13 protein-coding genes are annotated in these 13,003 nt (G+C 68.5%); 4 read left to right on the top strand and 9 right to left on the bottom strand.

All coding sequences use genetic code 11. From position 1 onward, the window contains the following. Window positions 1-37: 37 nt before the first annotated feature. From GGR25_RS16890 to GGR25_RS16875, 4 genes are all read left to right on the top strand, one after another. On the top strand, window positions 38-832 hold the full coding sequence (locus tag GGR25_RS16890) for an SDR family NAD(P)-dependent oxidoreductase (protein WP_183399999.1): 795 nt from the start codon (window positions 38-40) through the stop codon (window positions 830-832). A 9-nt stretch (window positions 833-841) separates the two neighbouring features. Then, window positions 842-1,783 (top strand): threonine ammonia-lyase, encoded by a 942-nt coding sequence (locus GGR25_RS16885; protein ID WP_183399998.1) that lies wholly within the window; start codon window positions 842-844, stop codon window positions 1,781-1,783. A gap of 65 nt (window positions 1,784-1,848) precedes the next feature. Next, on the top strand, window positions 1,849-2,112 hold the full coding sequence (locus GGR25_RS16880; RefSeq protein ID WP_183399997.1) for a CopG family ribbon-helix-helix protein: 264 nt from the start codon (window positions 1,849-1,851) through the stop codon (window positions 2,110-2,112). Continuing rightward, window positions 2,109-2,432 (top strand): type II toxin-antitoxin system RelE/ParE family toxin, encoded by a 324-nt coding sequence (locus tag GGR25_RS16875; RefSeq protein ID WP_183399996.1) that lies wholly within the window; start codon window positions 2,109-2,111, stop codon window positions 2,430-2,432. Before GGR25_RS16880 ends, GGR25_RS16875 begins: the two co-directional genes overlap by 4 nt. A 34-nt stretch (window positions 2,433-2,466) precedes the next feature. On the opposite strand, the gene GGR25_RS16870 is transcribed toward GGR25_RS16875, so the two are convergent. From GGR25_RS16870 to GGR25_RS16830, 9 genes are all read right to left on the bottom strand, one after another. Continuing rightward, on the bottom strand, window positions 2,467-3,735 hold the full coding sequence (locus GGR25_RS16870) for a sigma-70 family RNA polymerase sigma factor (RefSeq protein ID WP_183399995.1): 1,269 nt from the start codon (window positions 3,733-3,735) through the stop codon (window positions 2,467-2,469). Between the two features lie 98 nt (window positions 3,736-3,833). Then, window positions 3,834-4,256 carry a YciI family protein gene (locus tag GGR25_RS16865; RefSeq protein ID WP_183399994.1) on the bottom strand — a complete coding sequence of 141 codons (423 nt, stop codon included), beginning with the start codon at window positions 4,254-4,256 and terminating at the stop codon, window positions 3,834-3,836. Between the two features lie 136 nt (window positions 4,257-4,392). Continuing rightward, complete coding sequence (locus GGR25_RS16860) at window positions 4,393-5,856, bottom strand: amidohydrolase family protein (protein ID WP_183399993.1); 1,464 nt, start codon at window positions 5,854-5,856, stop codon at window positions 4,393-4,395. A 105-nt stretch (window positions 5,857-5,961) separates the two neighbouring features. Further along, window positions 5,962-6,849, bottom strand: a complete 888-nt coding sequence (locus GGR25_RS16855; protein WP_183399992.1) for an aldose 1-epimerase family protein — start codon at window positions 6,847-6,849, stop codon at window positions 5,962-5,964. 68 nt (window positions 6,850-6,917) lie between these two features. Next, on the bottom strand, window positions 6,918-7,142 hold the full coding sequence (locus GGR25_RS16850; RefSeq protein ID WP_183399991.1) for a formate dehydrogenase subunit delta: 225 nt from the start codon (window positions 7,140-7,142) through the stop codon (window positions 6,918-6,920). Then, window positions 7,132-7,962, bottom strand: coding sequence for a formate dehydrogenase accessory sulfurtransferase FdhD (fdhD, locus tag GGR25_RS16845; RefSeq protein ID WP_183399990.1), 831 nt, complete (start codon window positions 7,960-7,962; stop codon window positions 7,132-7,134). Before fdhD ends, GGR25_RS16850 begins: the two co-directional genes overlap by 11 nt. A 4-nt stretch (window positions 7,963-7,966) precedes the next feature. Then, entirely contained in the window at window positions 7,967-10,861 is a 2,895-nt protein-coding gene (fdhF, locus tag GGR25_RS16840) for a formate dehydrogenase subunit alpha (protein WP_183399989.1), read from the bottom strand. A 10-nt stretch (window positions 10,862-10,871) separates the two neighbouring features. Continuing rightward, a complete protein-coding gene (locus tag GGR25_RS16835; protein ID WP_183399988.1) occupies window positions 10,872-12,434 on the bottom strand; it encodes an NADH-ubiquinone oxidoreductase-F iron-sulfur binding region domain-containing protein in 1,563 nt (520 codons plus the stop codon). Then, window positions 12,431-12,892 (bottom strand): formate dehydrogenase subunit gamma, encoded by a 462-nt coding sequence (locus GGR25_RS16830; protein WP_183399987.1) that lies wholly within the window; start codon window positions 12,890-12,892, stop codon window positions 12,431-12,433. Before GGR25_RS16830 ends, GGR25_RS16835 begins: the two co-directional genes overlap by 4 nt. Window positions 12,893-13,003 lie beyond the last annotated feature (111 nt).

The raw sequence follows: 13,003 nt of genomic DNA, 5'->3' as shown, positions 1-13,003 counted from the left end.
AAGGCGTCACGCTAGCCCTGCCATCCAAGGAGCGAGAATGGATCTGAAACTCGGCGGCAAGGTCGCCCTGATCACCGGGCCCGCCAAGGGCATGGGCGCGGCGGTCAGCCAGGCCTTCGCCGCGGAAGGTTGCCGCACCGTCCTGCTCGGGCGCGACCTTCTGGCGATCGAGCCCGTCGCGGCGGCGATCCGCGCGGCGGGCGGCGAGACGCTCGTCCAGTCCTGTGACGTCACCGACGAGGCGGCCTGCGAGGCCGCCGTCGCCGCGGCGCAGGCGCGGTTCGGCGGCGCGATCGACATCCTCGTCAATGTCGCCGGCGGCACCGGCCCGATCGGCAAGACGGGCGCCGCGACATCATCGGCGGAGTTCCGCGACATCGTGGACGTCAATATGACGGGCTGCTTCAACATGATCCGTGCCGTGGCGCCGGTGATGACGGCCCAGCGCTCCGGCAAGATCGTCAATGTCGGCGGCACGTTCGGCATGCGCGGCCGCGCCGGACGCGTCGCTTATTCGGCCTCGAAATGGGGCCTCCGCGGGCTCACCAAGAGCTTCGCGCTCGAACTCGGCGCCGCCAACATCAACGTCAACTGCGTCGCACCGGGCATGGTCGACGGACCGCGCTTCCGCGAGAAGGTGTGCCGCAACATGGCGCGCGAGCTCGGCATCAGCGAGGAGGAAGCCGCGCGCCGCCACGCCGAGGACTATGCGCTGAAGCGCGTCTCGACCGATGCCGATGTCGCCAATGCCTGCCTCTTCCTTGCCAGCGACATGTCGCGCCAGATCACCGGCGTCGACCTGCCGGTCGATGGCGGCTGGGCCGCGCTGTAGGAAAACGGAATGATCACCCTCTCCGACGTTCAGGCCGCGCGCGCACGGCTCGGCGCGAACATCCGCCGCACGCCGATGCTGAAGGCCGACAATCTCTCGGCCCCGATCACCGACGCCGCGCTGCATCTGAAGCTCGAATTGCTGCAGGCGACGGGCTCCTTCAAGGCGCGCGGCGCGACCAACCGCCTGCTCGCGACGCCGAAGGAAGAGCTTGCCCACGGCATCGTCACGGCGTCGGGCGGCAATCACGGCGTCGCCGTGGCGCGGACCGGCAAGCTCGCCGGCGTACCGGCGCATGTCTTCGTGCCGAAGAACATCTCGCCGCCCAAGCTCGAAAAGCTGAAGCGCTGGGGCGCCGAGGTCCAGCTGGTCGGCGACGTTTTCGACGAGGCCGACAAGGCCGCCCGCGCCTATGCGAAGGAGATCGGCGCCGTCTATTTCCACCCCTTCGCCGATCCGCTCGTCGTCGCCGGCCAGGGCACGGTGGCGCTCGAAATCCTGGAGGATCTGCCCGAGGTCGACACCTTCCTGATCGCGATCGGCGGCGGCGGGCTCGTCGGCGGCATGGGCACTGCGATCCGCGCGCTGAAGCCGAAGGCGCGCATCATCGGCATCGAGCCGGTCGGCTGCCCGACGCTCAAGGCCAGCATCGATGCCGGCCATGTCGTGACGATCGACAAGATCACGACCATCGTGCCCACCATGTCCTGCGCCCGCACCGACGAGCGCGTGTTCGAGCTCGTGCGCTCCGTGGTCGACGACATCGTCCTCGTCGACGATGCGGCGATGATCGACGCCGCCAGATGGCTCTGGTTCGAAATGGGCCTCGCCGCCGACCTCTCCGGCGCCGCCGCTCTCGCCGCGCTGAAGGGCGGCCTCGTCCCGGTCGCCCCCGGCGAAACCGTCTGCGCCCTCGTCTGCGGCGCCGGACCGGAGGGGATCGCCGCCTGACGGTTGAAGCGATGGCGATCCGACCCTATTGTCTGTGATACGCCGTATTACAGAAGAGGAATGCGATGTCCCAGCTTCGATCCGATCCGGTCGCCATCCGCCTGCCGGAGGATGTGCTGCGCGGTGTCGATGCGGTGGCCGCCGCGCTCGATCGTCCCCGGAGCTGGGTCATGGTCAGGGCGCTGCGCGCTTACCTTGCCCAGGAAGGGCAGCAAGTCCTCGATCTCGCTGCCGGCCATAAAGAGGCGGCAGCCGGGGGCTTGGTCGACGGGACGGAACTTCTCGCCACGCTGGACGATGAGGTCGTGCGCGTCGGCGGAAGAAAATGACCCGCTTCGTTCCCTCCGCGGCAGCGTTCATCCGCCGGGAACGAAATTACCTCCGGCAGCGCAGTCCCGCGGCGGTGCGCCACTTCCTGGCCGATATCGCCAGTGTCGTGGAGATGCTGGACGCGCGCCCCGATATCGGAACGCCGCTCGCCGCGCTGCGCAACACGCCGCTTGCCGGCATCCGTCGCTGGATCAAGGGCGGCTATAGTTTCGACTATGAACTCGACGCCGACGGACGTACGATCGTGATCCTCGTCCGTCACCAGGCGCAGGACGATCAGTTCCTCTTCTTCGTGCCTGACGACACGGATGAGGACTGAGACTGCGCCAGCGCGCTGAACCCCCTTCCCGAGTTCAGCCCCCCTCGCCCGCCGCTGCGGCGCGCGACAGCAGGAACGCCCGCTCGCCGGCATTGCGTGTCAGCGTGGCGGCGCGCTCGAATTGGAGCTTGGCTTCGGCGGCGCGGCCGGCGCGGAGCATGAAATCGCCACGGGCGGCGGCGAGCGGTGCGAAGCCGTCGAGGCGCTCGGCGAGGCCGGGCGCATCGAGCAGCGCCAGGCCGGCTTCGGGGCCGAATGCCATGGAATGCGCCACCGCACGGCCGAGCCCGACGACCGGCGAAGGCTGGACGGCGACGAGGCGGTCATAGAGTTCCGCGATCCGCCGCCAGTCCGTATCCGCCGCGCGCGGCGCGCGGGCATGGCAGGCGGCGATCGCCGCCTGCAGCGCATAGGAGCCATCTGCGCCGCCGAGCGACTCGGCGCGCGCGAGCGCGGCGAGGCCGCGGCCGATCAGCAGGCGGTCCCAGCGGCTGCGATTCTGCTCGGTGATCGGGATCGCCATGCCGTCCGGCCCCGTCCGGGCGGCGAGGCGCGAGGCCTGGATTTCCATCAGCGCCAGCAGGCCGAACACCTCCGCCTCGTCCGGCATGAGCCCGGACAGGATCCGCCCGAGCCGCTGCGCCTCCGCGCAGAGCGCGGGCCGGATCAGATCCTCGCCCGCGGTCGCGGCATAGCCCTCGTTGAAAATGAGGTAGAGGACTTCCAGCACCGATGCGAGCCGCGTCCGTCGCTTCGCTCCGCGCGGCACCTCATAGGCGAGCCCCGATTGCGCCAGCGTCTTCTTGGCCCGCACGATGCGCTGGGCGATGGTCGGCTCGCTCTGCAGGAAGGCGCGCGCGATCTCGTCGGTGGTGAGCCCGCCGATCAGGCGCAGCGTCAGCGCGGCCCGCGCCTCGGGGGTGAGGATCGGGTGGCAGGCGGTGAAGATCAGCGCCAGCAGCTCGTCGCCGACATCATCGTCGAGCCGATGCTCGATCAGCGCCACGGGGTCCTCCTGCGCGTCGTCGAGATCGAGCCCGATCTCGGCGTGCTTGCGATCCTGCAGGGCGCGGCGGCGCAGGAGGTCGATCGCCCTCCGCTTCGCCGTCGCCATCAGCCAGGCGGCCGGATTGGCGGGAACGCCCGATCGCGGCCACTCGGTGAGCGCGATCGCCAGCGCCTCCTGCGCCAGTTCCTCGGCGAGGCCGACATCGCGCACCATGCGCGCCAGCGCAGCGATGAGCCGCGCCTGCTCGATGCGGAAGACGGTCTCGACAGTGCGGTGGGCGTCCTGAGGCTGCACGCTTCCCGACTAGGCAAGGCCGTCCGGATTGGCAAGACCTTCCCACTTGCCAAGACCTTCCGGCCTGCCGAGTCCCGGACGGCGGCGCGCGGCCGGCCTCAGCGGTTTTCGAGGTTCGCGCGGTTGCGCTCGTGCAGTTCCGTCGTCTCCGGGGTCATCACCTCGGCGAAATCCGACATCTCGATCACCGGGCGGATCTCGATCTCGCTCGGGCCCGGCATGGGGTTCGGGCAGCGGCGAACCCATTCGACCGCCTCCGCCATGTCCTTGACTTCCCACATCCAGAAGCCGGCGACGAGTTCCCGCGTCTCGGCGAAGGGACCGTCGATGACGGTACGGCTCGGCCCGTCAAAGGCGATCCGCTTGCCATGCGAGGACGCCTTGAGGCCCTCGCCCGACAGCATGATGCCGGCCTTGATCAGGTCCTCGTTGTAGCGACCCATCGCCTCGACGAGTTCATTGCTCGGCATCACGCCGGCTTCGCTGTCCTCGGTCGCCTTCACCATCACGATCACGCGCATTGCTGTCTCCCTTGTTGGCCGGAAAGGGTCGAAGCGCCCTCTCTGTAGCCTACGACGAACGAGACAACACGGAATCGACAGCGATGTTCGATTTTTCTTAGGTGCCCTTCTTGGCGATCTCGCTACACCGCGCATCTCATCTGAGGCCAGCGCCGAAATGGCAGCCGCAGCCATAATAGCGGCGCACCGCCCGCTTCATCGCCGCCGTAGCCTCGTCGTCGGGCGGCGCGGCGTTCCAGTTCGCACGCGCCTCGGCGAGCAGTTCCGCCTCCAGTGCGGTCCGGTCGATGCCCGTGGCGCGTCCGCCCTCGGCGACGACCTTGCCGCGGACGAGGAGGCGGACAATGTGCTTTCGCGTCGCGCGGGTCAGCAGAACATTGGTCGGGTCGGCCTTGGCGGAGAGCAGATCGGGCGCCATGCCGGCATAGTCGAGCACGAGCAGATCGGCCGGCGCGCCGACCTCGATGCGCCCGCCGCCATCGAGGCCGATCACCGCCCGCCGCCCATCGGCACAGGCCGCCTCGAACAGGCGCGCCGGCGTCAGCACGTCATCGAGGCCGAAGCCGCGATGATTGAGATAGAGGAGCCGCATCTCGCGCAGCATGTCGTCATCGTCGTCCATCGGCTGCGCATCGAGACCGGCACCGAAATCGAGTCCCGCCTTCACGAAGGCGGCCACCGGCGCGATGCCGGAGCGCAGGCGGAAGTTGGACGACGTATTGACCGAGACGATGACGCCGCGCTCGGCAAGCAATTCGCATTCCGCCTCGGTCAGGTAGACGCCATGCGCCAGCGACAGGCGCGGCGACAGCAGGCCGAGCTCGTCGAGCCGGCGTACGATGCCGTCGGGATAGGCATGGTCGGCCCATTCGCGCTGGTAGCGCGTCTCCAGGAAATGCATGTGGATGCGCCGCCCGTTCAGCGCCGAGGCCTCAGCGATCGCGGCGAGCGACGCATCCGAGACCCATTGCGCGCCGACCGGGCAATATTGCAGCGAGAAATTCTCGTGCTCGAAGGCCGCCATCTCGTCGAAGAGGCGCAGGAAGTCGCCAACGGCCTTCGGCGGGGCCAGCCGGCCTTCGAGACGGGGGCGGAGGCTCGGCTCGGCGGCGGCGAGAAAGACCTTCTGGTCGCCATAGACGAGCGGATTGCGGTCCGTGAACGGCGCGGCGAAGGCGACGTGGATGCCGACATCGCGCGCCGCGCGCGACACGGCCTCGGCCTCCTCCAGGATCTTCGTCTCGTCCTGCGGCCCATGCGAATGGTTGGTGGCGCAGATGCCGCCCTCGGCCATGCGCGCAAACGCGACCGCCGCGCGGCGATAGGCATCCAGCTTCGGCTCGCGGCCGAGCGTCGGGATCCAGGATTCGAGCGCGTCGTCGACCGCGCCAAAGGCGAGCGTGCGCAGGCCCCGGCCATGATCATGCGCGTTGACCGGCGCGGCGATCGCCATCAGCCCATTGCCGGAGCCCCCCAGCGGCTCGATCGCGGCAATGCGGCCATGGTCGATGCGGATCAGCGCCGGTCCCGAGGCCGGGCCGCGCCCCGGCGCAGCCAGAACCGCCCCCACTTCCAGCGTCTCGACGATCCGTCCTGCCATGTCGTTCCCCCTCACGCAAAGAGATTCGACAATAGGTCCGATCGTCGTGAATCGTTCAAGGCGTAGATAATTGCAGGTGCTGCCCGAACTGTAGGCAGCGCCCGATCAGACCTCCGGCGCGCCGAGCGTCACGTCCATATGCCGCGCGACGCTCGTCCCCGGCGCGATCTTCATCATGCCGGGAATGTCGCCGACCTCGCCGGAAAAGCCGACCGGCGCGGCATGGCCCTGCCAGGGTTCGATGCAGAGATAGGGCGCGCCCGGCTTCATCCAGAGGCCGAGATGCGGCATGTCCGGGAAGTCGGCCCGGAGCCCCGGCCGCCCCGGAACGCCGAACCAGAGCGAGCGGCTTTTGAGCTGGTCGAAGATGATCGCGTCCTCATCGAACAGCGCCGGCGAGAGCGGCAGGCGACGCCCGACAACCGGCGTCGAGCGCGGGTCGAGCGCCACGCCGGCGCCGCCCGGCACGAGGCGGCGAATGCCGGCCGGCTCGTCCTTCTCGAACAGGACGATGTGCGCTTCCTGCGCCGCGTCGCTCCCCGGCAGCGGCCAGGCGAAGCCGGGATGATAGCCGAAGCAGGCCGGCAGCACGTCGTCGCCCGGATTGGTGATGGTCGCGCGCTGGCGCAGCGTCGCGCCGTCGAGCGCATAGGTCAGCTCAAGCTCGAAATCGAAGGGATAGTGCTGCCGCGTCGCCTCGCTGGCGACGAGGCGGAGCGTCACGGACGCCTCCGTCTGCTCGATCACCGCGAACGCCGAATCGCGCGCGAAGCCGTGCTGGCCGATCGGATAGGCAACACCCCGGTAGCGGATCGCGTCGTTGGTCGCCCGGCCGACGATGGGAAACAGGATCGGCGCATGCCGCCCCCAGACGGCCGGATCAGCCTGCCACAGCCACTCAGCTCCGGCAGCGTCCTTGAGCGAAACCAGCTCCGCGCCTTTGGTCGCAATGACGGCGGAAATCACGCCGTTCGAAAGGGAAACGCTGTCCATGATGCCTTCGTCCTGCCTCGGCCGGCGCACATCCTTTCAGCTTCCCCGCGGCGCTGCAATGTGCGCCGCTATCCGGCCTTCGCATCCGCGGCGAGCAGCGCCACCGCCTTGGCCGCGACCGGATCGAGGCCCGTGCCGCCGGCCGCGACGAAATCGACGATGCCGCGGCGCATGCGCGGTTCCCAGAATTGTTCGAGATGCTGCGCCACCGCGGCCGGCGCGTCCGCCTCGCTCTGGCTCGCGAAGAAGGTCGCGATCTGGTTGGCCATGTAGACGAGCTTCTCAGGCGACATGACGGCCTTCTTCTACGGGTTCGGCGAAACGGATTCGTTCGGGATGGGTGAAGATTTCGAAGCCATCGGCGCGCGCGATCGCCGCGAGCGTGATGCCGGCGGCCTCGGCGGTGCGGATCGCCAGCGCTGTGGGCGCGGAGACGGCGACGATCAGGGCGGCGCCGATGCGCGCGCTCTTCTGCACCATCTCGACCGAGACGCGGCTGGTCAGCAGCACCGCCCCGCCCTGCCCTGTCAGGCCCGCGCGGGCGAGCGCCCCGGCGAGCTTGTCGAGCGCATTGTGCCGGCCGACATCCTCGCGCAGCAGGCCGAGCGGCGTGCCGGGCCGCCAAAAGGCGGCGGCATGGACGGCATGGGTGCGCGCATTCATCGCCTGCAAGGCAGCGATCGAGGTCATGGCGCTGGCGATCGCGGCGGCCTCGAATACCGTCCCGCCCGCGACCATCGGCGCAGCGCGGGCTGCTTCCTCGAGGCTCTCTATGCCGCAGAGCCCGCAACCGACGGGCCCCGCGAGCGCACGGCGCCGCGCCGTCAGCCGTTCGGCACGCGCCTCGGCAAGATCGATGCGCAGCTCGATGCCGAGATCGCTCTCGATCGTCTCGACTGCGAGGATGTCGGCCGGCGATGCGGCGATGCCCTCGGTCAGCGTGAAGCCGACGGCGAAATCCTCGAGGTCGGCCGGCGTCGCCATCATCACGGCCTGCGTCGAGCCGCCATAGGTGAAGGCGACCGCCGTCTCCTCCGGCACGAGGCGCGAGCCGGCGCTGGCCTGGCCATGCCGCCAGACCGTCGTCGCCGCCGCCGTGAACGGCTCGGCCATGGCCCTATTCCGCCGCGTCCAGGGAGCCGAGTACCCGTCGGCTCTCCACGCTGTGCTCGCGATATTCCTCCTGCCACAGGCTCGGCCCGTTGGAGGGCGCCACCTGCACGGCCGTGACCTTGTATTCCGGGCAATTGGTCGCCCAGTCGGAATAATCGGTCGTGATGACGTTCACCTGCGTCAGCGGATGGTGGAACGTCGTGTAGACGACGCCCGGCGCCACGCGGTCTGTGACCTTGGCGCGGAGGGTCGTCTCGCCGGCGCGGCTGGCGACGCGCACGAAATCGCCGTCGCGCACGCCGCGATTCTCGGCATCGTGCGGATGGATCTCGAGCAGGTCTTCCTCGTGCCAGATCACATTCGCCGTGCGCCGCGTCTGCGCGCCGACATTGTACTGCGACAGGATCCGGCCGGTGGTCAGCAGCAGCGGGAAGCGCGGGCCGGTCTTCTCGTCGGTCGGCACATATTCGGTGATCATGAACTTGCCGAGGCCGCGCGCGAAGCCGCCGATATGCATGACCGGCGTGCCTTCGGGCGCCTTCTCGTTGCAGGGCCACTGCACCGAGCCGAGTTCGTCCAGCTTCTCATAAGTGACGCCGGTGAAGCTCGGCGTCGTCGCCGCGATCTCGGCCATGATCTCAGAGGGATGCGTATAGTGCCAGTCGAGGCCCATGGCCTGCGCCAGGCGCTGCGTCACCTCCCAATCGGCCAGGCCGTTCTTGCCGCCCGGGCCGTTGCGCGGCGCCATCACCTTGCGCACGCGGTTGATGCGCCGCTCGGCATTGGTGAAGGTCCCGTCCTTTTCGAGGAAGGTCGAGCCCGGCAGGAAGACATGGGCGTAGTCAGACGTCTCGTTCAGGAAGAGGTCGTGCACGACGACGCATTCCATCGCGGCGAGGCCGGACGTCACATGATGCGTGTCGGGATCAGACTGCACGATGTCCTCGCCCTGGACATAGAGGCCGAGGAAGGAGCCATCGAGCGCGGCATCGAACATGTTCGGGATGCGCAGCCCCGGCTCGTCGGCCAGCGTGACGCCCCAGAGCTTCTCGAAGATGTCGCGCGTCGCGTCGTCGCTGACATGGCGATAGCCGGGCAGCTCATGCGGGAACGAGCCCATGTCGCAGGAGCCCTGGACATTGTTCTGCCCGCGCAGCGGATTCACGCCGACGCCCGGCCGGCCGAGATTGCCGGTCGCCATGGCGAGATTGGCGATGGCCATCACCGTGGTCGAGCCCTGGCTGTGCTCGGTGACGCCGAGGCCGTAATAGATCGCGGCATTGCCGCCGGTCGCATAGAGCCGCGCGGCGGCGCGGATCTCGGCCGCGGGAACGCCGGAGACCTTCTCGACCGCCTCGGGCGAATTGCGTTCCTCGGAAACGAACGAAGCCCAGTGCTCGAACTCGCTCCAGTCGCAGCGCTCGCGCACGAAGGACTCGTCGAAGAGACCCTCCGTCACGATCACATGCGCGATCGCGTCGAGCACGGCGACATTGGTGCCGGGCTTCAGCGCGAGGTGATGCGCCGCCTCGACATGCGGCGTGCGCACGAGGTCGATCCGGCGCGGGTCGATCACGATGAGCTTCGCGCCCTGGCGGAGCCGCTTCTTGAGCCGCGAGGCGAAGACGGGATGGCCGTCGGTCGGATTGGCGCCGATGACGAGGACGACGTCGGAATGCTCGACACTGTCGAAATCCTGCGTGCCGGCCGAGGTGCCGAAGGCGACCTTGAGGCCATAGCCGGTCGGCGAGTGGCAGACGCGGGCGCAGGTATCGACATTGTTGTTGCCGAAGCCGGCGCGGACCAGCTTCTGGACGAGGAAGGTTTCCTCATTGGTGCAGCGCGACGACGTAATACCGCCGATCGCGCCCTTGCCGGCCTTCATCTGGATGCGGCGGAATTCGCTCGCGACATGGGCGAACGCCTCCTCCCACGTCACCTCACGCCAGGGATCGGTAATCTTCGCGCGCACCATCGGATTGAGGATGCGGTCGCGGTGGTTGGTGTAGCCCCAGGCGAAGCGGCCCTTGACGCAGCTATGGCCGCGATTGGCCTTGCCGTCCTTATAGGGCAGCATGCGCACCACTTCCTCGCCGCGCATCTCCGCCTTGAACGAGCAGCCGACGCCGCAATAGGCGCAGGTGGTGACGACCGAGTGCTCGGGCTGGCCGATCTCGATCACGCTCTTCTCGGTCAGCGTCGCGGTCGGGCAGGCATCGACGCAGGCGCCGCAGGAGACGCATTCCGAGCCGAGGAAGCTCTCATGCATGCCGGGCGACACGCGGCTGTCGAAGCCGCGGCCCTCGATCGTCAGCGCGAAGGTGCCCTGCACCTCCTCGCAGGCCCGCACGCAGCGCGAGCAGACGATGCATTTGGCCGGGTCATAGGTGAAATAGGGGTTCGACTCATCCTTGGGCAGGAAGCGGTCGTTTTCCTCGCCCGCCCGGCGCGCGAAGACATGGTTGGCGCCCTCGCCATAGCGCACTTCGCGCAGGCCCACGGCGCCGGCCTGCGTCTGCAACTCGCAATCGCCATTGGCCGCGCAGGTCAGGCAGTCGAGCGGGTGATCGGAGATATAGAGTTCCATCACGCCCTTGCGCAGCTTTTTGAGCCGCTCGGTCTGCGTGCGCACCACCATGCCTTCCGCCACCAGCGTCGTGCAGGAGGCGGGCGTGCCGCGCATGCCGTCGACCTCGACGAGGCAGAGGCGGCAGGAGCCGAAGGCGTCGACGCGATCGGTGGCGCAGAGCTTGGGGATCGAGGTCCCGAGCTCGGCGGCCGCGCGCATCACCGATGTGCCGGCTGGAACGGCAATCGACTGGCCGTCGATGGTCAGCGAGACGGTCTTCTCCGACCGCGAGGCGGGCGTGCCGTAGTCGATCTCGTGGATCAGGCTCATCGCTTGCCTCCTATTCCGCGGCCGTGGCGAGATCCGGCGTCAAGCCGAAATCGCCCGGATAATGATTGAGCGCGCTCAAGACAGGATAGGGCGTGAAACCGCCAAGGGCACAGAGCGAGCCGAATTTCATGGTTTCGCAGAGATCCTCGATCAGCGCGGCATTGGCGTCAACGTCGCGCCCGGCGATGATCTCGTCCATGACCTCGACGCCGCGGATCGAGCCGATCCGGCAGGGCGTGCACTTGCCGCAGCTCTCGATCGAGCAGAATTCGAGCGCGAAGCGGGCCATCTCGGCCATCTCCACGCTGTCATCGAACACGACGACGCCGCCATGGCCGATCAGCCCGTCGCGCGCCGCGAAGGCCTCATAGTCGAAGGGCGTATCGAACAGCGAAGGCGGGAAATAGGCGCCGAGCGGCCCGCCGACCTGCACCGCCTTGACCGGACGTCCGGTGAGCGTGCCGCCGCCGATCTCGTTGACGAGCTCGCCCAAAGTCACGCCGAAGCCGACCTCGTAGAGCCCGCCCTGCCTGATATTGCCGGCGAGCTGCACCGGCATGGTGCCGCGCGAGCGGCCATAGCCGACCGCGGCATAGGCCTCGGCGCCTTCCGACAGGATGAACGGCACGGAGCCGAGCGTGATCAGATTGTTGATCGCGGTCGGCGCGCCGAAGAGGCCTTTATGCGCCGGCAGCGGCGGCTTGGCGCGCACCTGGCCGCGCTTGCCCTCGAGGCTTTCGAGCAGCGCCGTTTCCTCGCCGCAGACATAGGCGCCCGCACCGACGCGCACCTCCATGTCGAAGGCCCGGCCGGAGCCGGCAACATTCGCGCCGAGATAGCCCGCCGCCCGCGCCGCGGCGATCGCCGTCTCCATCCGGGCGATCGAATGGGGATATTCAGAGCGAATATAGAGATAGCCCTTCTCCGCGCCGCAGGCGAAGCCGGCGATCGTCATGCCCTCGATCAGCAGGAACGGATCGCCTTCCATCAGGATGCGGTCGGCGAAGGTGCCGCTGTCGCCCTCATCGGCATTGGCGACGATGAATTTGCGCGGCGCCTCGGTCTCCAGCACCGTCTTCCACTTGATGCCGGTCGGGAAGCCGGCGCCGCCGCGACCGCGAAGGCCCGATTTCGTGACCAGGTCAACGATCGCCGGGCGATCCATCGCCGCGGCCTTGGCAAGCCCCTGCCAGCCGCCATGCGCGGCGTAGTCCGCGATCGAGGCCGGATCGACGATGCCGCAGCGCGCGAAGGTGAAGCGCGTCTGGCTCTTGAGGAAGGGGATCGCGTCGGCCGGGCCATGGAAGAGCCGCGCGCCGCGCCCTTCGAACAGGCCGGCGGCGACCAGTTCGCCGACATCGCCGGGCGCGACCGGACCGTAGGCAACCCGGCCCGCCGGCGTCTCGACCTCAACCAGCGGCTCCAGGAAGGTGGCGCCACGCGAGCCGTTGCGGATGATCTCGACCGCCAGGCCGCGCTCGGACGCCGCGACGCGGATCGCATCGGCGACCGCATCGGCGCCGACGGCCAGCGCGCCGGCATCGCCGGGCACGAAAATACGCAGCGCGCTCATCGCAGCGTCTCCGTCACCAGCTTCCCGACGGCGGCAGCATCGAGCCGGCCTGCCGGCCTGCCGTCGATCATGGCATTGGGCGCCGTGGCGCAGAGGCCGAGGCAATAGACCGGCTCCAGCGTCACCTCGCCATCCTCCGATGTCGTGCCGATCTTCTGGCCGAGCGCGGTCTCGAAGGCCTCGACGATGCGGTGCGAGCCCATCGACTTGCACGCCTCGGCCTTGCAGACGCGCACGACATGGCGGCCGGCCGGGGTGGAGCGGAAGTCGTGATAGAAGGTGACCACGCCATGGATTTCGGCGCGCGTCCGGTTCAGCGCCTTGGCGACGATCGGCACCGCCTCCGAGGGCACATAGCCGAAGGCTTCCTGGATGGCATGCAGGATCGGCAAGGCCGAGCCTTCCATGCCGTCATGCCGGTCAACGATCTCTCCGACCCGCTCCGCGAGACTGTTCATGCGCCGAACTCCTCCCCGATCCGACTTCTAGCTTGGAACGATTCTGTTGTCAGTACCGGCAGTTGCCGGAATGCACGCCGGATTCGTACGCTCAAGGGATACGTCAGCCGA

Source organism: Kaistia hirudinis (genome assembly GCF_014196455.1).
Taxonomy (GTDB): domain Bacteria; phylum Pseudomonadota; class Alphaproteobacteria; order Rhizobiales; family Kaistiaceae; genus Kaistia; species Kaistia hirudinis.
This window is presented reverse-complemented; position numbering and strand designations above follow the sequence as displayed.

Excerpts from the sequence above, each read along its gene's own strand:
- GGR25_RS16890 (WP_183399999.1), top strand. The coding sequence starts at position 38 with ATGGATCTGAAACTCGGCGGCAAGGTCGCCCTGATCACCGGGCCCGCC.
- GGR25_RS16860 (WP_183399993.1), bottom strand. The coding sequence starts at position 5,856 with ATGGCAGGACGGATCGTCGAGACGCTGGAAGTGGGGGCGGTTCTGGCT.
- fdhD (WP_183399990.1), bottom strand. The coding sequence starts at position 7,962 with ATGGCCGAGCCGTTCACGGCGGCGGCGACGACGGTCTGGCGGCATGGC.
- GGR25_RS16875 (WP_183399996.1), top strand. The coding sequence starts at position 2,109 with ATGACCCGCTTCGTTCCCTCCGCGGCAGCGTTCATCCGCCGGGAACGA.
- GGR25_RS16880 (WP_183399997.1), top strand. The coding sequence starts at position 1,849 with ATGTCCCAGCTTCGATCCGATCCGGTCGCCATCCGCCTGCCGGAGGAT.
- fdhF (WP_183399989.1), bottom strand. The coding sequence starts at position 10,861 with ATGAGCCTGATCCACGAGATCGACTACGGCACGCCCGCCTCGCGGTCG.
- GGR25_RS16865 (WP_183399994.1), bottom strand. The coding sequence starts at position 4,256 with ATGCGCGTGATCGTGATGGTGAAGGCGACCGAGGACAGCGAAGCCGGC.
- GGR25_RS16830 (WP_183399987.1), bottom strand. The coding sequence starts at position 12,892 with ATGAACAGTCTCGCGGAGCGGGTCGGAGAGATCGTTGACCGGCATGAC.
- GGR25_RS16855 (WP_183399992.1), bottom strand. The coding sequence starts at position 6,849 with ATGGACAGCGTTTCCCTTTCGAACGGCGTGATTTCCGCCGTCATTGCG.
- GGR25_RS16885 (WP_183399998.1), top strand. The coding sequence starts at position 842 with ATGATCACCCTCTCCGACGTTCAGGCCGCGCGCGCACGGCTCGGCGCG.
- GGR25_RS16835 (WP_183399988.1), bottom strand. The coding sequence starts at position 12,434 with ATGAGCGCGCTGCGTATTTTCGTGCCCGGCGATGCCGGCGCGCTGGCC.
- GGR25_RS16850 (WP_183399991.1), bottom strand. The coding sequence starts at position 7,142 with ATGTCGCCTGAGAAGCTCGTCTACATGGCCAACCAGATCGCGACCTTC.